Source organism: Flavobacterium sp. HJSW_4, from assembly GCF_042436695.1.
Classification (GTDB): domain Bacteria; phylum Bacteroidota; class Bacteroidia; order Flavobacteriales; family Flavobacteriaceae; genus Flavobacterium.
In genome coordinates this window covers 78,211-102,219 of sequence record NZ_JBHNPP010000009.1, presented here as the reverse complement: position 1 = coordinate 102,219, position 24,009 = coordinate 78,211, and the positions used below count along the sequence as shown (strand labels likewise).

Annotated in this window: 15 protein-coding genes; all 15 read right to left on the bottom strand. The window is 35.6% G+C overall.

The annotated features are described in order from the left end of the window. Positions 1-247: 247 nt before the first annotated feature. The 15 genes from ACE01P_RS10885 to ACE01P_RS10815 all read right to left on the bottom strand — a co-directional run bounded on the left by ACE01P_RS10885 (position 248) and on the right by ACE01P_RS10815 (position 24,008). Complete coding sequence (locus ACE01P_RS10885; RefSeq protein WP_379697376.1) at positions 248-3,835, bottom strand: hypothetical protein; 3,588 nt, start codon at positions 3,833-3,835, stop codon at positions 248-250. Then, a complete protein-coding gene (locus ACE01P_RS10880) occupies positions 3,825-4,712 on the bottom strand; it encodes a hypothetical protein (RefSeq protein WP_379697374.1) in 888 nt (295 codons plus the stop codon). The genes ACE01P_RS10885 and ACE01P_RS10880 overlap by 11 nt, the downstream gene beginning before the upstream one ends. Then, on the bottom strand, positions 4,709-5,686 hold the full coding sequence (locus ACE01P_RS10875; RefSeq protein ID WP_379697371.1) for a hypothetical protein: 978 nt from the start codon (positions 5,684-5,686) through the stop codon (positions 4,709-4,711). The genes ACE01P_RS10880 and ACE01P_RS10875 overlap by 4 nt, the downstream gene beginning before the upstream one ends. Continuing rightward, on the bottom strand, positions 5,686-8,049 hold the full coding sequence (locus ACE01P_RS10870; RefSeq protein WP_379697369.1) for a hypothetical protein: 2,364 nt from the start codon (positions 8,047-8,049) through the stop codon (positions 5,686-5,688). Before ACE01P_RS10870 ends, ACE01P_RS10875 begins: the two co-directional genes overlap by 1 nt. A gap of 448 nt (positions 8,050-8,497) precedes the next feature. Continuing rightward, on the bottom strand, positions 8,498-8,590 hold the full coding sequence (locus tag ACE01P_RS10865) for a hypothetical protein (protein WP_379697589.1): 93 nt from the start codon (positions 8,588-8,590) through the stop codon (positions 8,498-8,500). A gap of 26 nt (positions 8,591-8,616) precedes the next feature. Continuing rightward, positions 8,617-9,303 (bottom strand): Atu4866 domain-containing protein, encoded by a 687-nt coding sequence (locus ACE01P_RS10860; RefSeq protein WP_379697367.1) that lies wholly within the window; start codon positions 9,301-9,303, stop codon positions 8,617-8,619. Beyond that, positions 9,270-10,112, bottom strand: a complete 843-nt coding sequence (locus tag ACE01P_RS10855; RefSeq protein WP_379697364.1) for an SDR family oxidoreductase — start codon at positions 10,110-10,112, stop codon at positions 9,270-9,272. The genes ACE01P_RS10860 and ACE01P_RS10855 overlap by 34 nt, the downstream gene beginning before the upstream one ends. Positions 10,113-10,138: 26 nt before the next feature. Then, positions 10,139-10,552 carry a helix-turn-helix domain-containing protein gene (locus tag ACE01P_RS10850; protein WP_379697362.1) on the bottom strand — a complete coding sequence of 138 codons (414 nt, stop codon included), beginning with the start codon at positions 10,550-10,552 and terminating at the stop codon, positions 10,139-10,141. Between the two features lie 74 nt (positions 10,553-10,626). Then, the gene (locus tag ACE01P_RS10845) at positions 10,627-12,555 is read right to left on the bottom strand and encodes a family 43 glycosylhydrolase (RefSeq protein WP_379697359.1); all 1,929 of its coding nucleotides are present in this window, start codon (positions 12,553-12,555) and stop codon (positions 10,627-10,629) included. Continuing rightward, positions 12,556-13,926: a glycoside hydrolase family 27 protein gene (locus ACE01P_RS10840; RefSeq protein ID WP_379697357.1), complete on the bottom strand. Its 1,371-nt coding sequence runs from the start codon at positions 13,924-13,926 to the stop codon at positions 12,556-12,558. 75 nt (positions 13,927-14,001) lie between these two features. After that, positions 14,002-16,371, bottom strand: a complete 2,370-nt coding sequence (locus tag ACE01P_RS10835; RefSeq protein WP_379697354.1) for a sugar-binding domain-containing protein — start codon at positions 16,369-16,371, stop codon at positions 14,002-14,004. Between the two features lie 82 nt (positions 16,372-16,453). Then, a complete protein-coding gene (locus ACE01P_RS10830) occupies positions 16,454-18,922 on the bottom strand; it encodes a glycoside hydrolase N-terminal domain-containing protein (RefSeq protein ID WP_379697350.1) in 2,469 nt (822 codons plus the stop codon). 28 nt (positions 18,923-18,950) lie between these two features. Then, positions 18,951-20,930: an alpha-L-arabinofuranosidase C-terminal domain-containing protein gene (locus ACE01P_RS10825; protein WP_379697347.1), complete on the bottom strand. Its 1,980-nt coding sequence runs from the start codon at positions 20,928-20,930 to the stop codon at positions 18,951-18,953. Positions 20,931-20,984: 54 nt separating this feature from the next. Beyond that, positions 20,985-22,550 (bottom strand): glycoside hydrolase family 27 protein, encoded by a 1,566-nt coding sequence (locus ACE01P_RS10820; RefSeq protein ID WP_379697345.1) that lies wholly within the window; start codon positions 22,548-22,550, stop codon positions 20,985-20,987. 18 nt (positions 22,551-22,568) lie between these two features. Beyond that, on the bottom strand, positions 22,569-24,008 hold the full coding sequence (locus ACE01P_RS10815; protein ID WP_379697343.1) for a glycoside hydrolase family 28 protein: 1,440 nt from the start codon (positions 24,006-24,008) through the stop codon (positions 22,569-22,571). Position 24,009: the final 1 nt, after the last annotated feature.

The following is a 24,009-nucleotide window of genomic DNA, read 5'->3' as shown; positions in this document are numbered from 1 at the left end:
GATTTTCTTTGAGCACAGATTTTATATCTGTGTTTAGTAATATTTGTTCCTCCGAAGTTAAAAATTGACTCATTTCTCAATAAAAACCTAGCGCTTTTTCTACACAACATACTTAAAACAAACAACTTAACCAAATTAAAATTCTACCCCAAGTAAAAATAGCATATTGAAAAATAAGTAAATAAACATATTAGTCAGAGATTTCCATTCAAACTAACTTTATCTTTATTGACTAAACAATAATTTTCTAAATAATCTCTTGAACAATATTATTTTCTAACAGAGTATCTTCTGCTTCTAATAATGATACATCGTCATCTGTAAGGTAAATAACTAATGATGAAGTATATCCTCCAAAGGTGAGTACTCCTAAAATTGCCTCAGGTATATAAAAAGTACCTGTGTTTAGTTCATTTAAGGACATAAAACGTAATGTTTCACCAGGTATTGCTGCTGTAAGATTACGAGCTAATGTTTTGGGTTTCTTTTTTGAAGAAAGCACATATTCAACAACATATAATACACATCGAAGCGATCCCGCAATAGTCGATGAAAGCTCATTTACTTTAACAACAACAGTGGGCGGGAATTGCGGGTTCTTCTTTTTGACAGCATAAACTACTACCCCTTTCACCACACTAACTACTGTAGCTAAATAACCAACATTAGAACTTGCTTCTCCATTAGCAGCATCGCTTTTACCGCATAATAATTTACCTGGGTCCACTTCTACGATCCAAGGATTTGTAAATGCGGCAGCTGTTATACCTGCTCCAAGCGATACATACCCCAAAACATCACTAACCTGATTCGCAGAAGAAGCTATGGATGTACCTATATCTGACCATATTTTTACAAACATACTCACCGCAAAACCTGTCTTGAATAAATTTACCACTAATGGATCAACAGTTTGCACAGCATTCCTCATTAGAATAGCTTCTTTTGAATTATCAATTCCAGATCGGCTTTTTAGATAGGCCAAATTGTAGGTGTTTTTAAAAGCAGTTACTGAATCATCAGTAGGAAAAGGCGCTTGTTTGTACACTACTTTAAACAATACACAAGTAGGAATTGCAATAAGATATGAAATAAGGTCTATAATACTGAAAGAAAGATCGTGTCCTGTTATGAATTTAAAGATGTCGGACACTATAGGAATTCTCCATGCGGTATTTAACAGATCTTTAAAAGCTTCAATTAATAGTTTTACCACATCAAGAATAGTTCTCACCACACCTGCTCCAAAATCAATCAAGAACATGGCTACACTTTCTCCTATTTTAAGCAGACCGCTGAGTACTAACTGCAAGGCTTGACTTGGGTTTTCTTTTATATTGGAAAAATACCCCAGCGCTTCATCAAATGCTTGTTTGCCATCACCAAATTCGAAATTTTCAGAAAGAGCTTTCATTTGATCAAGCAAATCCATTATTGGACTGTTATCTTCAATAAAGAATTTAAATTCATTGACCGATGAGGCATCTTTATAATTTTCTTTTACCGAATTGAGCAAGATATTATGATCTAGTGCATGTTCTTTTTCTGGATCGCTCTTTTTGTATTGGTCTCCATAATTACCAAGTGTTGAACCCGTTCCGAGCTCATTAATATAATGATCTACAGCTTCTTTAAGAGTGTCCTTTAATTCGTGTATCCACGTATCAAAAACACCCTTGACGTGATCAGTTGCAACAACCGAAAAATCAAGTATGGTATTAATATTAAACTTTACAATGTCTGCTGTTCTGCGTATGTCTTCCCATTCAAAAAGAAAGCCAAGCCATTCAAACAATTGTTCAACCTTTACTTTAAGCCAGTTCCATACTCCTTCCACAAAATCAAAGGCTTGCTGCACAAATTCTATTACGGTTTCAAATACTTTTGTAATACCATCAATTATAAATTCAAAGGCTACTTTTATAACTTCACCTACAGAAACTATGATACGTTTTATCGTACTTACAACAGAACCTACACCTTCTTTAAAGGCATTCCAGAGATCTCCCCAATCAATTCCGAGAAATCCTAAAGCATCAAAATTACTCTGTCTGTATAGCGATACTTCTTCAAAAGTTAACGTTTTATATGTGGGAAATCCACCTCCAAAATTAATTTCCCAATGTTGTTCATTGACATTAGCCATATTAATGTTTGGAGACCAGTTACCAAGTTTGCCTTTTGATTGATATACAAAATTTTGTTTCCCTGCATTTTGTCCCGTCAGCGACATTGAACTTGTCATGATCTTTGCAATACTTTCGGCATTTTCTCGCGTTCGATCTTTATCTGCAAGCAAATAATTGCCATTTTTATCTTTAGCATTCAATACGCAATCTGCAGTTGTAAGTTTAATTTTTTCCTGTAGCTGGGCATTGGGTTCTACCTGTATGGGCATTGCGCCTGTAAATTCAGTTTCGATTAAAATGCTTGCCGCCGCTAAGCTATTTGCACGCTGGTTGATTACTAATTTACCGGTGGTGTCTGCTTTTACCTTAATTTTCCCCACTAAACTTGCCTGATAAGAAAGTCCATTGATTGATAAATTAGTAAGAAATGAAGCGGAAAGTCCAACTTCTGCATTGGGCTGCGGCACTCCATCGTTGTCAAGCACTGTAATTTCGAGCGCATGAGTGGGCACACTTACAACATTCTGGCTAGTTTTTTCTATTTCAATAAGAGTACTAAACCATTGAGAGGTTTCTGGATTTTGCCAAAACCGCATTACCAAATTGTCATTAGTTACGGTATATGCTTCTGAATAGCCAGTATAACTTCTTGCTAATGTAAAAATGGAATTGCCGACTCCATTACCCAAAGGAAAGAATTCTGCCCAAGTTTGTTTGGCCGTAGAATTAGCCAATTGATAGGTATGATAAAGTTTTCCGTCTTCTCCAATAGCAAACACTTCTAGGAAATTGTCTAATCTGATATTTGCAAATACACGTTTTAGTTTAACTGTTCCAAAGGCAGTAGCACTATTGGCTACTTTCTGCCAGTCATCAAAATCAATTTTGAAATTTGTTGAGTATTTCTTCTGACGTTTTACCCATAATATGCCTGTGTCCTTTTCAATACCAAAAATATTAAGCAATTTGTTTTCATCAAGCACAACAGATAAATCGATTACTTTCTTTCCTGCCAGATCGCGCATTTTTGTAAATGTAAAACTATCTTCAGCAAAAAGCACATGATCTTCAAATTTGTCTTCTTTACCAATAGCAAATAATGAAGATTGCACTTGACTGTTAGAACACATCGCAATTGATTTGACTTTAGCCTCATTTCCATTAGGGTCTAAGACTTTTACCCAGCGTTCAGATTTCCATTTTAAATCAGTAGGTGAGAAGAAATTGCTGGCTAACGTATCATCGTTAAGCAATACATTCGCATAAATATTTCCTGTAACGCCGCGCAAGCTTAAAAACTGCCTAATTTTTTCTGAGGCTTGAGAGGGTTGAAATACTTTTTGAGAATACGCTCCCGAAAATGATGCCAATGCAAGCTGCCCTGCACTATTAATACCGAGAATAGAGGGATTTGCATTATCTCCTTTAATAGCTTGAAATAATGAAAGCTGTTCTAAATTTACTTTTAAATCTTCCAATAAATAGGGTGCCTGAGCATTATTCTTGGGTCTGAGACGATAAACTCCAAGGTCTGTACCAACAGAATAGAGGTCAATTTGTTTATCATCATTCATAAACGCATGAATATCTGATCCTCCTGAAACAGGTTCAAGTTTCACAAGCGTTTCCATATAATTGCTGCTTGCCTTTAATACAGGCTTTTCTTTAATCTCATCTGTAATAAGTATATTTTTTTCAGTAATCATGATTAGATTCTTTAAAATGAATATTTTTTTGAAGTAAAATTGTTGGAGAATTAGCCAATTCAATAGTGCGAGCTATTTGAAGCGCTTTACTAAACCATAAGGGCTGTCCCCAGCCGTTGCAACATACCGGACGAATAGCATTGTCCGTTCTATGTGATTCAAAATATTGAAAAACATTCAGTTCGTTTGTCATCTCTACGACTCCAAAATTCGCAGCCCTTCTTATGGCTTCATATACTTCGGAGGGGTGTGCGTAAAAAGGAGCGAGATGCCTCATGTGCAAAGGATCAAGATTTGTCAATCTAAAACCAAGCATGACCGATTCAAGCGCTTTACTATAAACATCTGCTTTTGTGTGTCCCAAATAGGCGTATAAGGCCAATACATTTAGGTTTACACAACAATCGATAGGATTATCATGGCTATCACTAATCCACGTTTTGAATGTACCCGGTCTGACCCAAGCAGGATGTGCGTTAGTGTATAGCAACCTGTTTTTTTCAAATACGTCTACTAAAATACTGTTAGCCCATTCTTTGTCTCTTCTGCCAAAATATACCAGTGCCAATATTGATAACGCTGAATCATCTAAATCGCCATGCAACGAAATATTAAGTTTTGCAGAGGGCAATTTTTCGGGATAAAATTTGAAAATGCCTGAGTTGGGTTTTTCTTCACAGCATTCAATAAAATCAAGTGCACGATTAATCGCATTTGTTACCTCGGTTTTTTTTTTCAGTCGAAATAATTCGAAAACCACCAGTACTGTAATGAACACATTTTCATCTTCGATAATTAGATTTCCCCTCATCTTTACTTCCGATGAAAATGCACCATTTACAGTCTGTCTGTCTAAAAGATCAGATAATAGATTCATAAGAGTCCTACATCAACTGGACTTATCCCAGCAGTAAAATGAAGTTCTCCTTTTGTTCCTGCGACTACTCCTACCATACCATGAAAAGTATTAAGATCAGTATCACCATTTGCTTCTTCGGATAATTTACTATACAAAGCCATGTCCCAATTGTGCCTTTGCCCAATTCGCATTACATGCTTGCGTACGTTTTTATCAGAACCAATTGCAGAACTAGCAAAAGAATAAAAGGTTACGGTTTCCATTTTCTTTTCGCTTGACCATGCGATGCTGAAACCAAGACTACTCCAATCTAATGAACCGCTAAGGCTGCTCTCACAAAATTCTTCCAGCATTCCGAAAATTTCTTGAGTTCTATCTGGAAAACCGAAATAAGCTAACAGCCATTTCATGAAAGGACGGTCTAGCTTTGCAAGTTTAAAATAGATTTCAACTCCTCCTTTATCCATTGGCAAGCCTAGCATAACGGGCTTTACTCCAAAATTCTTCAAAAGATCGTATGATAGCTTTAAAGCATCAAAAAAGTCTGGTTTACAAGTATCGGCAACCTCAAGATATAATTTAGCATTTACCTTATCCTCTCCTTCTCTGACTCCTAACCATGCTCCATATCTTAGCATTTTTTCTTCTTGCTGCTGCAAAAGATCGTTGCATATGTCCTGTTGAAATGCATTCCCGAATGATCCTGCCAAATCTAATGTACGTGCTATGCGCTCTTTTGCAGTTCTGTGCGGCAAAACATCTACAGTACATCTCACGCTGTGTGAAGGCCACACTATCGCATATTCAATAGGCACCCCCTTTGCAGTGAGACGGCTTTCAGCATTAAATGCAATTGTTGAATTAAATTCATTTGCTTCAAACAATTTTGACAACCAAGCATGTAATTCTGGATAATTCTCTAAGAGCATAAGACTTTGCATGACAGCATTACGTTTTAAGGCACCGCTGTACATAACGCTTTCGGCAATCATTATTCTTCAGATTCAATAACTGTGCTCTGCCCTTTTTCTGTAACTTCCCTTCTTGCCTTTTTTAATGCCATATTGCTTTTAGCATCAAGGGTCACAAATGCCAATTGTGCTTTTGGAGAATTTCCATTGGGTGGCAAAGTATAAAGCAATTTGTCCATTTTTACATTCTCAAGATAAAGCTTTGTGCCATCATTTTGATTATAAGTTATCCCCATCCAATATTCAAATTTAGGATCTTCAGGTTTTCTGGTTACATTATAGATAAGACGTGGTTTTTTAGTGCTTGCAGTAGACAGAAGAGGATAGGTTTGTTTATTTACTTCTTTAGGATCTGCTAAGCTTTCCAATTTATTTGGATGCAGCACTTTTAGTATGCGATCATTAGACATTGAACCATTTTCAGTCTGAAATAAGGTTATCTCTACATTGGCAACACTTTTCCAGTCTACATTATTCCAATCAATCAGCAAAGACGCTTGTTCTCTATCAGTATAAATCGTAAAATTTGATTGATTAGCCTGAATAAGATAATCATTAATGTCAACCTCATAATCTTTATAAAGTAATGTTCCATTGAATCTGTAATAAGCTCCATCCGGGTTTTTTACAGCTCTAAAGTTCCATTTGTCGTCATCTATAATAAATGTTTTTGATTTAAAATCGACTTCCCAAGGTTCAAAACTTTTAAATAACTTAATTTCGCTGTTTTGAGTATCTATATATTCTGCATCCAGTAAAACTACTTCTAATAATTCTTTTCCATCTTTGCGGGCATAAAGTGAAAAAGTAATATCCTGAAGTGGAAAATTAATTAATACTGTATTACTATTATCGGCACCAAAATTTCTTACCGGATCAATAACCAATTGCGTACGATCACTCATAATATAAGTAAGCTTGTAAACGTAGCTATTTTCAATAGGAAGCATATAATAACTATTAAAAGTAATTACTTCATCATTTGATTTAATTTCTTTTTGTTCGGTCTTATTGGCAACTCCTTCCGGTCTATTAAAATAAAAATCAACAATTAATCGTTCAACAGTGACACCTCCTTTTGAAATAAACTTAGGAATCTCTGTTGTAAATGGAACATTAGTTGCTGTAAACTTAATACTTTGTATACCAAGCATCGCAGGAGTAATACTAACAATCGTCAAGTTTGATTTTATAGATTCACTCTGATAAGGCTGTAGCGTGCTGTCTTTAAAATAGATCTTGTATTTATATTCATAATAAGTATTAAAATCATCTCCTTCAAAATTCCCTGGAACCTGATAGGTAAAGTTATTTTTACCTTCAGTTGGATATAATGTTTCTGTACGTGGTGCTACACTTGGGTAAAAAACCGTAATCTCTACTTTTTCGACACCTTCTTTTAAATCGGAAGCCAAGCTTCCTATAAGATTGAAATTAACAACTAATTGTCTTAAATCTACCTCATGATATACTTTGTTCCAAATACTGTTATCAAACATAGGCAGATTATCACTGCTGTTTACAGACCATTCTATTACCTCATTTTCTTGATAATTTTGAGTAAATGAACCTGTAGATTCAACTGGATCTTGGCTTGTTGCTGCAGCATTGGCGACTGCTACAGAATCAGAAACCATTTTTTCTAATGTAGTCCATGCCCAATCTTGTACTCTAGCCTTTGTTTCGTCACTTACAGGTTCTACCGGATCGATTAATACGCTTCCAGCGCCAGATTGTTTAAGGTTTTTCTTAACCTCAGCAAGTACCGTTTTTGTGTTTCCCCAAGTATCTTTTTCTGTTCTATAGGTACGCTGCCATTCTATAGCAATAGAAGCATTGTAACCAACTGATGCTCTTATACCCACTAACTTGGTAAGGCTTGTCATATCATACTGTATGCTGAAAGGAGAAACAGAACCTGATCCATTGTGGAAAGCATTTATAAAAGTAGTTACATCTTCGTCTTTTTTTAATAAAACAACAAATGAAACTCTGTTCTGTCCATACATAGAAGGCACTGCGTTTATAAATTCTTCTTCTCCATTTAATATGAATTTAAAAAAAGTATTAACACTGACCCAATCAAACTGTCCTTGCACATATTCTCCTTTTCCTTCTCTTTGGAGAGCATCCTTTACAGCATTCAATGCGTCTTGCGGTACATAAAGCTCAACATCAAAAGTACAAACGCCGTTAATTCCTCCTTTGTTCGATTTATACTTTGTCAAAGAAAAAACGGGTACATCACTATCAGTAGCTTTCACTAAATGAGGTATTGGAACAATATAATATTTTTTTAAACTGTCATCAAAATCAAAATAAACAGTAATGTTTTTATTGCCATTGTCATAGGTGACGATCTGGCTGTTTCTAATATTAATCATAATTGAAATAGTTTTTGGAAGGTTGAAAAATAATTAAGATTTTGTTTTTCAATTGCTTAAAATAATAATCTAAATGTTCTTTTTTTTAAAGTGAATATGCTTCACATTTTAATAATTCATACTAGATTTTGGGATGGCCAGTCCTAATTGACATTGTGGTGATCTTACATTTACTTGTTAAAACTTAGCAATAAAACAACAACAATCAAAATAACAACTATTTGAAATAAAACACAATAGGTATAATTACCTGTTTATTATCTTACAAAAAAATATTTAACACCAAAACAAAAACTTACAAAAAAACCAAGTATTTTTTTTCCATCCCTTCAGTAATCTTCCCTACTTCCATCTCAGTGGCCTTAAGCCCGGAACATCTATATCAAGGTGGGGCAATTCAAGATAAACAAAAGTTATAAAAAACGATAAAGCCGAGAAATACTTATCTTCAACTCCTAAAATCAGAAGGTCTTACACCATGCATTTTCTTGAAAAAATGATTAAAATGGGGTGCGTCTCTAAATCCAAGACTATAAGCAATTTCAGATATTGACCAATCTGAATGTTTTAGAAGGATGTATCATCTTTGTAATAGATATCATTTTCCTTTACATAATATTCTCCTTGATAGGCGCTCTGGCGGTTGCCGCGTGCTTCGTCGTAGCGGTCGCTTGTTAATAATTCTTGGCGGATGTATCCGTCTTTCGTAACCCACATACCGATATATCCTTTGGTTTGTTCTATTGTCTGTGTCATTGTAACTGTATCTTTTTGCATTAATTTGACTAATTCATAGGTATCTAGAAAAGCAACAGCATTAATTATTCTGCCGTACTCCAATTGCAGCTTCCAGACATATGTATTTTGATAAATCTCGTTCGCTTTGTTTGCCGCACTTGCCTTGAAATGAAGCCATACATATTTATCATCAGCCGTAAGGCTTATCATTTCAGGCTTTAAAGGTTCTTTTAATTTTTCAATGATCGGTTTTACGGCATGCTCCATGAAATCCTTTTTTCCTTCATATTTTCCTGAAACCGGAGACCTACCGCTGACCGTCCATGTTGCATCGTCGGACAAAAGCTCGAAAAAAACAGCTGTTCTGTTTTTCCATTTTTGAAACTGGTCAGCGACAATTTTCAATGAGTTTTCCACGCTGGAATCTTGCTTTTCTTGTGCCGATGCAGAACAGATTAAAAACGCAAGAATAAACGCAAAAACTAAAGTGAGGTTGACAACGTTTGGCTTTTCCATTGTTCTACTTGGTTGGTTATAAGATTAACTTTCTCATAAACTACATCATAGGCATCGTTGCCTAAAAAAAAATGAACTGGCGGGTCTGACTCTTTGCTTATGGCAATCAGTACATCAGCCGCTTTTTCCGGATCATTTGGCTGGCTGCGGTTGATATCGTTCATGTGTGCCTGTTCTGACTGCCTTGCTGACTTGTAGGCATCGATAGTATTTAGAGGTGTTTTGACAGAGCCTTTGGCAAGAAAATCTGTGCGGAAGTAACCGGGATAGACCACTGTTGCGTTCATACCAAATCCTTTTACTTCTGCAGCTAGGCTTTCTGTAAAACCGGCAACTGCAAATTTGGTCGCACAATAAATGCCCCAGCTCGCGTAGCCGCGGGAGAATCCACCTATAGAAGAAATGTTAAAGATATGGCCGGATTCATTTTTTCGTAAATGAGGCATTGCGTGTCTGATAATGTTCAGTGAACCGAAAACATGTATATCAAAGCTGCTTCTTGCTTCTTCGTCTGTCAGCTCCTTCAGTGTACCTATCTGGCCAAAACCAGCATTGTTCACAATGATATCCAACTGACCGAAATGTGCAATAATTTTCGCAATTGCCTCCTTAACGTTTTCGCTGTCAGACAAGCTGACTTCAAGAGGTAGAAATGTATCTGATATAGCACCAAATTCATTTGTTAAAGCCTGGATGTTTCTAGATGTTGCCACTACCCTAAATTCCTGCTTTAGTAACTTTTTCACCAATGATGCTCCTAAACCTTTGGAAGCACCGGTGACTAACCATACTTTTTTTACTTTGTCCATAATTTTATATTTTTATGATGACAAAGTTAGAATGGTCCTAGGAGGAGATATAACGAAATTCTAACATTTCTGAATTTAGTAGGATTTATGTTTAAATGTTTCTTAAAGAAATTGTTGAAATGAGTCACTTCAGTAAATCCTAATGCAAATGCGATTTCAGAGACATTCCAGTCCGTTTGCTTCAAAAGAATTTTGGCTTCCTGCAGCAAACGTTCAGCTGTAATCTGCGAGGTAGTCTTTTCTGTTATTTCTTTTACTGCTCTGCTTAAATGGTTTACATGTATGGAAAGTTGGTCTGCAAAATCTGAAGCGGTGCGAAAAGAAACTCGCTGTCTTATGTCTTCTATAGGAAATTGTCTTTCCAGTAATTCCAGAAATAGGATCGAAATCCTATTAGAAGCATTTATTTCCTGTTTTTCAATTCTCTTTGCAGGCTGCATTTTATTGGTCTGATGCAAAATATCAAATACCAAATTCCTTAAATAGCTCTCTAAAAGAATTTAATCATCTTATTTCAAAGTTTTACACCTTCAAAAGTAGGTTTAGTTTCTAAAATGCGGCCATTAGCATCAAACTCTAGTTTATCAATACATACCTCTCGATGAAAGCCGCCTGCGCGTCCCATTTTAATACCTGTTGGATACGAAAATCTATGATACACAATATACCATTCGTCTTTTCCTGGAATCTGCAAAACCGAATTATGGCCCGTAGCATAAATCCCTTGTTCCGGAATTCCCTGAATGACAATATTATTTTGCGGAATTTCAAGAGGGCCGAGTGGTGAATCTGAAATTCCATATCTTACTTTATAATTGGGGCTTCTCGTATCGTCTTCACTCCAAAAGAAATAATATTTCCCTTTTCTGTAAACGACATAAGTGCCTTCACGAAAAGTTTTATCTACTGCAATTATTTTAGTGCTTCCTTCTTTTAGCGAGACCATATCCAGATTTAATTCCGCAACGGCCATATACATATTTCCCCAATACAAATAACTTTTTCCTGTTTTCGGATCTGTAAAAACATCTGGATCAATTTCCTGACCATCTTTTATACCTTCAGGTCTAGTCGCCACAATTGCTTTTCCGTTGTCTTTAAATGGTCCCGTTGGATGATCCGAAACGGCAACACCAATTTTCTGTGCAGCCGTGAAATAATAGAAGTATTTGTATTTTCCTTTGATCTTTTTCTCCACAATACAAGGCGCCCAAGCATTTCTGTTTCCCCAAGGAACTTCTTTTTTAAGATCTAAAATAACGCCTTCGTCTTTCCAATCGACTAAATTATCGGAAGAAAATGTTTTAAAATAATAACCTGACCAATCGTTAAATCCATCCGTTGTTGGGTAGATATAATACTTTTTTGTTTTATTCGAATATAGAATTTCAGGATCGGCATAATAACCTTCCAAAACTGGATTATTGTTTATTTTTGAAAGTTGCACTGGCATTCCCCATTTTGACGTAATTCTTTTTAATTCAGAACGCGTTATCGGTAAAATAGTTCCGTGACGCGGTTTAAAATCCATTGAAATATCATTATCTATAACCGTGAAATTTTCTAAATCTTTTGTTTTCGTAAATTGATATTTTCCTTTTGAATAAACATCATAAATTAAAATATATTCATCTGAATTATTGAGTTTAAAAATACTCGACCCCTCAACTTTTTCCTTGGTTTGCTGCAGATAATTGTCATTTTCTTTCCAATTTCCAGAAGTTAAATCGGTTGTGGTAGCCGTTTTTATTCCCGCAGTTTCTGATTCTGTTTTATAAAAAAGATGATAAACGCCATCTTTCTGAATAATGTCTCCATCAATACAAGCTCCTTTGGATTTTGGAACAAATAATAATTTTGGAGCACTTTCTAAAGCAGTAAAATCTTCATTCGCATAAGCGTAATAAATTTTATCAGGATCTGTGCCATGCTGCATGCTAAAGTAAATCATGTATTTACCAGCTTTATCATCATAAATAGTCTGTGGCGCCCAAACTCTTTTTAAGTTTTCATTTCCAGAAAAAGCTGTCTGCATATTGACAACAGTGCTTTTCCAATGAACTAAATCGGTACTTTTAAGTAAAATCATAGCACGATTACTGTCCCAACCTTTTGACGAAGTCATATCGGTCAAAACCATATAAAATGTTTTTCCGTCTTCACCACGTAAAATATGTGGATCGCGAACGCCACCAGTTGAACTGATTGTTTTACTATCTAAAATTGGTTTATTATTATTGAGAGCATAATAATGATATCCATCTGTGCTTACAGCATAATTTACAGCTTCTTCTTCGACTTTATTTCCAATGAAATAAACGAAGAGATAAGCCGTCAAATCTTTCTCTGCAATAACTGGCGGACTACCTTTTAGATTATTCTGCGCTTGAGAAAAATTAAAAACAGTAAAAAATGACAATAGACTAAAGAATATCCTTTTCATTTATTTTTTGCTTTTTAATTGATACAAAACAGAACTATGAGGTTTTAAATCAGCTCCAATTTCTTTTCCATTTGTTTTTGATTTTTCTCCTGTCCACATATTTAAAACCTCAACTGAACCTGAAATCCCTAAATCAGAAAGAGCAACGGCAACTTTTTCTGAAGCATTATCTGAAACATTAAATAAAGCCAAATAAACGCTGCCATCTTTTGCATTTTTTGAAGTCACAGCAATTTTTCCATCTTTTTGGAAAAGCTGTTTTACGCCTGTACTTTCGTTATGCATTTTCACTACATTTTTATTTGTTAATAAAGACAACGTGAAAGCATCATTACTTGGCAAGTCTCCACCAAAAAACAATGGAGATTTGAAAATATTGAAAAATGTAATCAAAGTATATTGTTCGTCTTTTGTTAAACGAGTCATTCTATCATTTCCTCTTTCTCCTCTTATCGAAATACGCCCTAGCGGAATCATATCGCAATCTGGCCATGTTCCCGCTGCAATGTGTGGATACCATTTTTGCGCTACATCCATCAAATGCGTAATGTGAGGCCACGTATCCCAAACATCATCCACCATACGCCACATATTGGCATGAGACGTAACGTGTGCTGCTGCCGAAATTGGTGTTTCTCCTGGCGAAGTGCTCAATACAATTTTGCGCCCGCATTTGTCAATTGCATTTCTAATTAAGTTGATTTCACCTTCGTGATAAGGTCTTGACAAATCATCAATTTTAATAAAATCTACTCCCCATTGCGCGTACAATTCGAATATGGAATCATAATATTCCTGTGCTCCCGGTTTGTCTGCCAAAATAGTGTAATTATCTCTTAGCCATTCGCATTGCAAGGCTGTAGAATAAACCTGATCTGCGGTAATTCCGTTTGCTCCTTTTATTGGCAGTTTGTCTTCAACCGCTTTTTTAGGAATTCCACGCATAATATGGATTCCGAATTTTAATCCTTTTTTATGAATGTAATCTGCTAAAGGCTTGAAACCTTGACCGTCTTTTGCTGAAGGAAAACGGTTAACGGCTGGCAAATATCTTCCGTATTGATCGATTACATAACGCGGATCGGTTTGATTATAGCCTCCAGCTTTGTCGTTTTCAACAAACCATCGAATATCGACTACGATATATTCCCAGCCAAATTTCTTCAATTCTTTTGCCATATAATCGGCGTTGGCTTTTACTTCGTGTTCTTCTACAGTTGGTCCATAACAATCCCAGCTATTCCAGCCCATTGGCGGAGTTTGTGCCCATTGTTTGAATTCTTCTTTTTGAAACGTTTTGTTTTGAGCGTTAGTAGTGACTGATAGTAAAAAAGCTCCTATCGCCATGGTAAGTAAGTTTTTGGTTTTCATTGCGTGTGTTTATGTGTGGTTTTTACACTTTAAATATAATGAAATTTATTGCTACAGAGAAAAACAAGGACTTGGCTATTTCACATTAATAGTTACTTCAACAGGTTTTAACCATTGACTTGTAAATTTGACTTTTATAGGTTCTGCCGAATCTCCATTAGCCTGAATATAGGCTGCAATATGTCCATGAAAAACTCTTTGTACATTATCAGTATAATCAGTCATGTCGCTGTTATTTCCAGCTTCCAATCCTAATAAAGTTCCTGCGCCGGTAATAGTACAAGTCACTTCGTTATCTGAAAGCATAACCGGAAGTCCGTTTTGGTCTTTAACTTGAACCATTATTTTAGCCACTCCTTTGTTTTTGTTTATCGTAATATCTTTATCGGCAATGGTTAATTCAACTGGCTGCTGAGTTGAGTTAATAGCGTAACGACTTACTTCTTTATCGTTTTTGTCTAAACCGACTGCTTCTAATTTTCCAGAAGTAAATGGAATGTCCCAATATATAATCCCAGTTTTTTCGTCGTATAATTTAGTTTCTCCCACTACTTTTCCGTTCAATTCCAAACGTGCTTTTGCTGCGTTGGTATAGCAAACCACACGTATTTTTTGTCCGTTTTCATAATTCCAAATTGCCCATGCGTCTTTTGAAATCTCTTTTTCATTTGTTAATGGATACGTTCCTAAATAAACCATTGGTTTATCTGACCAAAGTGACTGGCGAAAATATCCTCTAGGCTTGATAACACCAGCAAAATCAACTAAACCTGAATAGAATCCTCTTGAGGGCCATCTTCCCGATTCTCCCAAATAATCAATTCCCGTCCAAAGGAACTGCCCGAAAATATGTTTGTTATTTTTTACTGCAAGCCAAGGTTGCATATCATGCGTATTTTCACTTCCGTAAATCACCCTTTTAGGATATTTTTCGTGATCTGAACCATATTTGCTTTCCGTATAATTGTAGCCTGTAATATCTAAAGCGCCCGGATATTCGGTTTCGTTTGACATTGCAACTCCCGCTAAACCAGCTGTTGTCGGACGTGACTTGTCATATTTTTTAACCGCTGCAACCAGACGTTTTGCGATTGCTCCAAGACGCATTGCATCTGGAGCATCTTTTTTATATCCTCCGTAAGCCGCTTGTCCAAATCCGTTTTTTCCCTGATCTAAAACGGGATGAGAATAAGGATCGTTTGGGTAATCTACTTCATTTCCGATACTCCACGCAAAAACAGAAAGATGGTTTCGGTCACGGCGTACAAAATCTTCCAAGTCTTTTTCTGCCCAATCAGCAAAAATGTCAAATGAACCTTCAAATCCAGGAGTTCCGTAATTCCAGCCTTCAAGCCATTTACGTTTTGGAAATTCCCATTCATCATAAGCTTCGTTCAAAACCAATAAACCTAATTCGTCGCAAAGCTCATAAAATTCAGGTGCTTGCGGATTATGGCTTGTACGAATGGCATTTACTCCAATCTCCTTCAAAGTTTCTAGTCTCGTTTTCCAAACTTCTTTTGGAACCGCAGAGCCCAAAACTCCAGCATCGTGGTGCAGACAAACACCTTTCATTTTCATCCACTTCCCGTTAAGGGCAAAACCATTATTTGGATCGAATGTGAAAGTTCTAAAACCTGTTTGAGTAACTGTTTTGTCTATTTCTTTTCCATTTTGAAAAACTGTTGTTCTCAGCTCATACAAATTCGGATTATCTAAATCCCATAACTGCGGATTCTTAACGTTTATTTTTGTTGAAATTTTTCCATTTGCATTAACAGCAACATCTACTTTAGAAGAAGATTTTCCTGCTAATTTTCCGTCTTTCGAATAAAGTTCATTTACAACCGTAAGGTTTGCTTTTCCTTTTGAACTATTTTCGACATCAACTTCAACATTCAAAATTCCGTTTCCATTTGCAACTTGCGGATAAGCATAAACGCCCCATTGCGCTATATGAACTGGATTTGCATAAACCAACCAAACATTTCTGTAGATTCCCGACCCACTGTACCATCTTGAATCAGCGCTCTGACTGTGGTCTACGCGAACTGAAATTATATTTTCACCTCCAAATTTTATAAACTCAGTAGCATCATAAGCAAACGAAATATATCCGTTAGGACGTTTCCCTAATGAATGTCCATTGATAAAAACTTCACTTCTATTGTAAACTCCTTCAAAATATAAATAGACTTTTTCTCCAGATTTGGTTTGCGGAACAGTTATCGATTTTCTGTACCATGCGATTCCGCCTGGCAGATATCCAGTACAGCTGGCCAAAGTTGGACTTAGTTGTCCTTTCACACTCCAATCATGCGGTACATTTACTTGCTTCCACTTGCTATCATCAAAAGAAATATTTTTAGCATCAGAAATATCTTGAAGATTGAATTTCCAATTGTCATTGATTTTATTTGAATCTCCAAACGAAATTTGGCTCATAACTGAGAAACACGAGAAGAGAAATGCGGGTACTATTATCTTATTTGCAAACACTATATTTCGTTTTATTATTTTTAAAAATCTATTTCAAAGGTTTAATTAAGTAAGCTGTTGCTTTTTTAGTATCAAAAGTCGCAGTGTAACCTATAGACGATTTCTCGCTTTTAATATTCAATTTCTCAATTATAAAGAGCTCAGCAGATCTTACGGTACATTTGCCGCCAACATTAGATACTATTTTAGTAAGACTCATTTTTCCGTTAGCCCATTTTATGTCTACAGTAAAATTGCCTTTTGCTATAATACCTTTAATTTCTCCATCTGTCCAAGCGTCTGGTAAAGCCGGAAGCAAATGAATTTCTTTATTCTGACTTTGCATCAGCATTTCTATCACGCCCGCTGTTCCTGCAAAATTTCCATCAATTTGAAAAGGCGGATGTGCATCAAACAAATTCGGATAACAGCCTCCATGTCTGCTGTATTCCGTATTGTTTTCTTTCGTTAATCTTAATTGATTTTTAAATAGTTTATAAGCATGATTTCCATCTAAAAGTCTTGCCCACATATTTACTTTCCAAGCCAAACTCCAGCCTGTTCCGTCATCACCACGCAATTCTAATGTTTTCTTTGCAGCATCAGCTAGTTCGGGAGTTTTTAAAGGTGAAATTAAATTGGCTGGATGCAGCGCATACAGATGCGAAGTGTGCCTGTGATGAGGATCTTCGTCTTCAAAATCTTTGTACCATTCTTGCAATTGTCCTTTACTTCCAATTTTAAAAGGCAATAATTGTTTTTCTGCTGTACTTACAGTTTGCCTGAAATCAGCATCGGCATTTAGAATTTTAGAAGCTTCTATGGTATTTTCGAATAAATCTTTTATAATGCCCATATCCATTGTAGAAGCCGTTGTTACAACTCCTCCTTTCTTTCCATCATAAAAATATTTATTTTCTGGCGAAGTCGAAGGCATGGTTACCAAATAGCCATCTTTATCTTTTTGAAGCCAATCTAAACTAAATTCTGCCGCACCTTTCATGATTGGATATACTTTCTTTAAATATGCTATATCTCCAGTATATTCATAATGTTCCCATAAATGTCTGCTTAACCAATTGGCTCCCATATACCAGTTTGCCCACATTGGATCTCCTTTTCCGAAATCTCCAACCGGATTTGTTGTCGCCCAGATATCCGAATTGTGATGCAAAACCCAGCCGTTTGCGTGATAATAACTTTTGGCTGTTTCTGCTCCTGTAACCGAAACATTTTTGATAAAATCATCAAGAGAAAAAAACAATTCAGATAAATTTCCAGATTCAACTGGCCAATAATTCATCTGTAAATTGATATTTGTGGTATAATTACTGCTCCAAGGCGCACGAAGTTTATTGTTCCAAATTCCTTGCAAGTTCGCAGGCGCATTATGTGTACGTGAAGAAGAAATCAATAAATAACGTCCAAACTGAAAAAATAAAGCCTCTAGTCCAGCATCTTTTTCTCCTTTTGCATATTGTTCTAATCTTACATCAGTCGGCAAATTAGATTTACTAGCTTCATTTTGATTCAGATTTAATGAAACTCTATTGAATAATTTTTGAAAATCAGCAATATGCTCCTTTAGTAAATTATCATACTTTTTGACACTAGCTTTTTTAATTGGATTTTCTGCTAATTGATGCTCGTCTTTTCCTTGACTGTCTGGACATTTATCGAATCCGTTGAAACTAGTCGCAGCCGAAACAAAAAGTAAAATTTCGGAAGCATTTTTTATAACCAAATTATTTCCCTCAGCAATTATTTCTCCATCTTTTACAATTGGTTTAATAATCAATTCAAAACGCATTCCTCTGCATCCCGTTGGATCTTCATAAACAATAGGTTCTTTATTGTAATCAATATAATTTGGATCTGCGTGTGAAGGCGCTTTTCCTTTTAAAACCAAAGCTTTATCGTTTATTGATTTTTCATTTCGCAAAAGACTCGCAGCATCAATTGTTATTGAAAGCTTTTTTAGTTGATCTGCCGAAAGTTTAATTACAATACATTGTGCAGGTGCTGAAGCAAAGATTTCTCTCTTGTAATTTACACCATCAACTTTGAAATTGGTTACGGCTAATCCTGTTTGTAAATCAAGGTTTCTTTTATAAAAACCTGGTTTCTTTCCTCCAAAATCTTGTTTTAAAATCAGATCTCCCAAAGGCATAAAACTTTCACTATACGCTCCCTGCATATTTTTGGTAAGTTGATAGGCTTTTTCGAAATCTTCTTTCGAAAGCGCTTCTCTGATTAAAGCAAGATTTTTAAAAGCATCTGGATTTACGTTTTTCTGTACAGGGCCGCCACTCCATAAAGTAGCTTCATTTAGCTGAATTAACTCAGAATCTACTCTTCCAAAAACCATAGCGCCCAACGTGCCATTTCCAATTGGAAGCGCTTCTGTCCATTCAACAGCGGGCTGATCGTATTGCAGTTTTAAATCCTGAGCATAACTAGAAATCCCAGTAATTACGGAAATAAAAACAAAAGTCTTTTTAAAAAAATAATGGAGCATGGTATTTTAATTAATGATTTACAATTAATTAGTTCATTTTCAGTTTTAAAACCGTTACCGAATAAGCAGGAAGATTCAAATCTTGTTTGCCTTTTGTAATTTTATATTCGCTTTGTTTTGGAGTGATTTTCTTCGGATTAGCAAAAGTATTTTCATCTTGGGTATTTTCGCTTGCCAGTCTTACAATCGTACCTTTTGATCCTAATTTCGCTCCTTTCAAATCCAGACTAACTTCTTGGCTTGAAGCTGCTGTATTGACTAATTTCACAATGATTTCTTTACTATTTACATCTTTTACAGCCGATGCATACAAATCATTTTGGCCAATTAAAGCCTTTCCATCTTTTGTAATATTTAAAAGATCTGTTCCTTTATTGGTTGAAAATAATTGCTGTACATAATAATTGGCTGATCCATACGATTCTAAATTGTTAAACCAAATCATATCTGGAGTCCATTGCCAAGCGTCTTCATGAGCCATTAAAGGAGCATAAGACGATAACTGAACTACTTCTGCATTTCTTTCTAAACCTGTCATAAAAGCAGCTTCAGAGAAGGCACATTCCCAATTGTTTCTATTATTTGGGTTCGCTCCAGAAACACTTTGCGCCGCATATTCACCTGCAAATATTTTTGGTCCTTTTCTATCGTAATTATCGTAACGACCAGCATTTTCTCTAAACCATTTCGGACTTTCATAATAATGCTCGTCGACCAATTCTGCATTCAGCTTTTTAAGTTCTGTCATTGCATAATCAAAATGCTCTCCTTTTGGCGAAGGCCCGCTTCCAGAAACTATGATAATGTTTGGATATTTTGCTTTGATTGCTTTTTCAAAAACTTTGTAGCGATCGATGTAATCTGTTCCCCATTGTTCATTTCCGACTCCGATATATTTTAAATTGAAAGATTTTGGATGTCCCATATCTGAACGGATTTTCCCCCAAGTTGTCGTAACGGCACCATTGGCAAATTCGATCAAATCTAAAGCGTCTTGGATGTAAGGATCCAATTCGTTCATCGGAGCTAATTCTCCTGTATTGTATTGACACGCCATTCCACAGCTTAAAATAGGAAGCGGTTCTGCGCCAATATCTTCAGAAAGCTGAAAATATTCGTAAAAACCTAATCCGAAACTTTGGAAATAATCAGGTGTTTGTTTGTGATTGAATTCTACATTCCAACGGTTCATCATGGTTTTTCTTTCGTCAATATTTCCAACCGATTTTTTCCATTGATAACGATCAGAAAGTGTTCTCCCTTCAACAATACAGCCTCCCGGAAAACGTAAAAATCCAGGTTTTACATCATATAAAAGCTGAACAAGATCTTTTCTAAGTCCGTTTTTTCTGCCTTTCCAAGTATCTTCTGGAAACAAAGAAATCATATCCAAATCAATCGTTCCAGTTCCTTCAAAAGTTAATTTTAATTTTGCTTTTGCTTCTGTTTGAGTACCAATAATCTGCGCGGTATAATTTGTCCATTGTTCCGATTTTGGAACAATGCTCGTCTCTCCAATTACTTTTTGATCTTTATCGATTAATTGAACAATGATTTTTTTGATCGCTCCATTAGGATTGGCCGCTTTCAAAGAAAGATTATATTTGGCATCTTTCTTCACTCCCATTCCTCTAAACCCTTCATTTATTAAAGCATAGCCTTTGTCATTATTAATTTCTACTCTACAAAAATTGGTGTTATTAGCCGCTAAATTAATTGGCACAGCACTACCCGATTCTTTGTTCATAGAAGACCTTTTGGTGTTAGGCTGCTCCCAACCCATCAGAGGTTTATCAAATTCAAAAGATCTGTTTTTAATCATTTCGGCATATAGTCCTCCATCTGCAGCAAAATTGATGTCTTCGAAAAACAAACCGAACATCGTTGGCTGAATTTTAGCAATAGTTTTTGAAGCATCAACTTCTAAGATCGTTTTTTGGGCATTTACATAAATACCACTAAATAATAAACCTCCTATTATTATTCTAGAAATTACGTTTTTTTTCATTGTGCTTTTTTATATTGAGAATATATTGCAATGTATAAATTATTCTTTTTGTGCCTATTTAGATAATTTCAAAAGTATCACACCATGAGACTTTATCATTACTTTTATAGTATCTGTAAATTCGCCTAAATCTTTTTGGCGCCAAACATCTCTGATTTTATATTTTTTCAAGAAATGAAATTCGTTCAAATTCAATGTATATTCTTTTTCACTTTCTGAAGTATTAAATACTCCAACTGCCATACTTCCATCATAAAGTGCTTTGTACATTACTCGGATTTCATTGCTTTTCAGCCAAAATTTATCAGCAGAAACTCCTAACGGATCTTGGTCAATATCAATGACTTCATTATTTGTAATTAAAGATAAAGTGAAATCATCCATTTCATCCAAATTACAGCTTATAATAAGTGGCGCCGCCTGTAAAGCCCAAAAACTGACTTGCGAATATTGTTCATCAGCCGTCAGCTTTGAAGGAACTGTTTTTTTAACAAAACTATTTGGTGTACCAAAACTTCCTATTTGAAGCATATCAGGATCACTCCAATGTCCTGGACCAACATAAGGTCTCCATTCAAATTGCGTATCAACAATACTTAATATTTTCTCCCATTTATCTTCAATATCTGTAGTTGTTCTCCATAAATTGGAATACGTTGCCAATCCTTCGGCATTTGTTATTGGGGCATTATTAGAAACTGAAAACACAATATCACGATTTTGGTTTACTAAATCATCATGAAATCTTTTTGTGGTTTTGATATCATTTGGTTTCCAATCGACTTTTACAAAATCAAATCCCCAATCTGCCATTTGTTTGGCATCGACATCTAAGAACCAATATTCTCCAATACGCGACAAATTTTTTCGATGAACGCCGGGATAACTACCTGCAATTTGATTAAGCTGTTTTCTATTTTCTAGCGGAATTGCAAATACATCATAATTTCCTTCGGCATTGTCACAAGTTCCTCCAGTAAAACCTGCATAAGAACTTACCCAAGGTGTGGTGTAAATTCCAATTTTCATTCCGAAACTATGAATATAATTACTAAGTCCTTGCATGTCTGGAAAACGCTCATTTGGCTGAAGTGCAAGATCTTTTCCTTCTCTTTTTCCTTGCCAGCAGTCATCGATATTAATATAATTCCAGCCATAATTTATTAATCCCAACTTTTCAAATGCTTGTGCTGTTTTACGAATTTTATCATCGGCAACTGATTCCGACCACGAATACCAACTATTCCACCCTATTGGCGGAGTCAAACAAATTTTATCTCCAACCTTAATGATCATTTCGCGTTTGTCTGAACCTAATTTATTGGAAGCTTTTAGAATGATTTTAAAATCTCCTTTTTTCTTTAAAAATCCTGTGATTACACCATTTTTAGCATTAACAGATAAACCTTCAGGCAAATTATCTACTGCATAAACCAACTGACCTTCGCCAGTTGCAGGAATTTTATAAATGAATTCGCTGTTTGGCCTTACACCAAAAACCCGAACTGCATTTACTTTAGGCAGTTTACCAGCTTTAGGCGTTAAAATTCGCTGATCATTATTCTGTGCCTGAATAGTGATAAAGAAGAAGCCGACGACGAAAGAGAAAAAATATTTCATTTCTTTTTAGCTTTAAAATTACTTTTTAACTGCCTCATATTTAGATGGAAAAGCTGCTTCTCCATCTAAATTAATCACTTTCAAAACATCTACATTTTTGCTTTCTACCGCATGTTTAAAATAATCTGGTCTGTTTTTTCCCCATTGAACAGTGCAATTTTGAACTTTTATGCTTTCTGCTGTATCAAAATAAAATCCAGAAGTGCTTCCTTTTACAAAACCGTCCACATTTGCAGGGCGTCTATCATATAACCCGCCAGGAAAAGAAGTTGTTTTGTCTATAAAAACGCTTACATTTTCAAAAACAATATTCTTGATTTTATCTTTTGATTCACCGCTTACAAACACACCGTTTTCTCCAGTACATTGAATATTAGAAAAATAGATGTTTTTAATTTCGCCTACTTTTCCTTCTGTTGCTCCTTTTGGAAAACGCCAATTTGCATCTTTATGATTTCCTTTTGCTCTGCTAAAAGCCGTTACATAAATCGGTTCTGCTTTTCCCCACCAAGTATCGGTGTTCAATTTACTTTCGATTATAATATTAGAAAAAATAACATCACTTACCGTTCCTTCATCTCTATTTTGGATCCCCAAAGCACGATTACTATTTTTAATAATACAATTATTGAAAACAACTTGTCTGATCGCATCCATATTTTCTGAACCAATTTTAATAGCACAGCTACTGCTTGTCATCGTACAATTGGTTACCGTAATATTTTCGCAAGCACCAAATTCTTCAAATTCTCTTCTGTTTTTCAAACAGATACAATCGTCGCCACTTTCAATATAACAATCACTAATTCTGACATTTTTTGAATGATCCAAATCGATTCCGTCACTGTTACGCACTTTTAAACTGTTCAACAAAGTAATTCCGCTGATTACAACATCATTACAGCCAATTAAATGAACGGTCCAATAAGCCGAATTTCCAATATGCACATCTTTGATTCTGATATTTTTTCCTCCAATAATAGTCAAAACATGAGGTCTCGGATCTAATACATTAAATGGTTTCAAAACATAAGCGTCATCTTCTTCTGCACCCATAAAAGAAATTCCGTTTCCGTCTATTTTTCCGCTTCCGCTAATGGTAAAATCTTCTATATTTTCTCCTCCAATCCAAATCGTTCCTTCTCCCGGATTGCTTCTGAAAGCACTTTTTGTATACAATTTTTCATCTGGGCTTGCCAATAATTTAGCTCCCGCTTCAATATGCAAATCAACTCTTGATTTTACATCAAATGGTCCCGATAGAAATGTAAATGGCGCTGGAATTAAAACTCTTCCGCCCGTTTTGCTGCATTCGTCAATTGCTTTTTGAATGGCAGCTGCATCATTGGTTTTTCCATCTCCTTTTGCTCCGTATTTTTTAACGTCGTAAATCTTTTGAGCCGAAACAGTTAACGAAAGGCAGAAAATTAGCAGCGTGATGATTGATTTCTTTTTCATG

Bases quoted from the DNA above. Each gene is read 5' to 3' on its own strand.
- ACE01P_RS10885 (WP_379697376.1), bottom strand. From the start codon at position 3,835: ATGATTACTGAAAAAAATATACTTATTACAGATGAGATTAAAGAAAAG.
- ACE01P_RS10880 (WP_379697374.1), bottom strand. From the start codon at position 4,712: ATGAATCTATTATCTGATCTTTTAGACAGACAGACTGTAAATGGTGCA.
- ACE01P_RS10875 (WP_379697371.1), bottom strand. From the start codon at position 5,686: ATGATTGCCGAAAGCGTTATGTACAGCGGTGCCTTAAAACGTAATGCT.
- ACE01P_RS10870 (WP_379697369.1), bottom strand. From the start codon at position 8,049: ATGATTAATATTAGAAACAGCCAGATCGTCACCTATGACAATGGCAAT.
- ACE01P_RS10860 (WP_379697367.1), bottom strand. From the start codon at position 9,303: ATGGAAAAGCCAAACGTTGTCAACCTCACTTTAGTTTTTGCGTTTATT.
- ACE01P_RS10855 (WP_379697364.1), bottom strand. From the start codon at position 10,112: ATGGACAAAGTAAAAAAAGTATGGTTAGTCACCGGTGCTTCCAAAGGT.
- ACE01P_RS10850 (WP_379697362.1), bottom strand. From the start codon at position 10,552: ATGCAGCCTGCAAAGAGAATTGAAAAACAGGAAATAAATGCTTCTAAT.
- ACE01P_RS10845 (WP_379697359.1), bottom strand. From the start codon at position 12,555: ATGAAAAGGATATTCTTTAGTCTATTGTCATTTTTTACTGTTTTTAAT.
- ACE01P_RS10840 (WP_379697357.1), bottom strand. From the start codon at position 13,926: ATGAAAACCAAAAACTTACTTACCATGGCGATAGGAGCTTTTTTACTA.
- ACE01P_RS10835 (WP_379697354.1), bottom strand. From the start codon at position 16,371: ATGAGCCAAATTTCGTTTGGAGATTCAAATAAAATCAATGACAATTGG.
- ACE01P_RS10830 (WP_379697350.1), bottom strand. From the start codon at position 18,922: ATGCTCCATTATTTTTTTAAAAAGACTTTTGTTTTTATTTCCGTAATT.
- ACE01P_RS10825 (WP_379697347.1), bottom strand. From the start codon at position 20,930: ATGAAAAAAAACGTAATTTCTAGAATAATAATAGGAGGTTTATTATTT.
- ACE01P_RS10820 (WP_379697345.1), bottom strand. From the start codon at position 22,550: ATGAAATATTTTTTCTCTTTCGTCGTCGGCTTCTTCTTTATCACTATT.
- ACE01P_RS10815 (WP_379697343.1), bottom strand. From the start codon at position 24,008: ATGAAAAAGAAATCAATCATCACGCTGCTAATTTTCTGCCTTTCGTTA.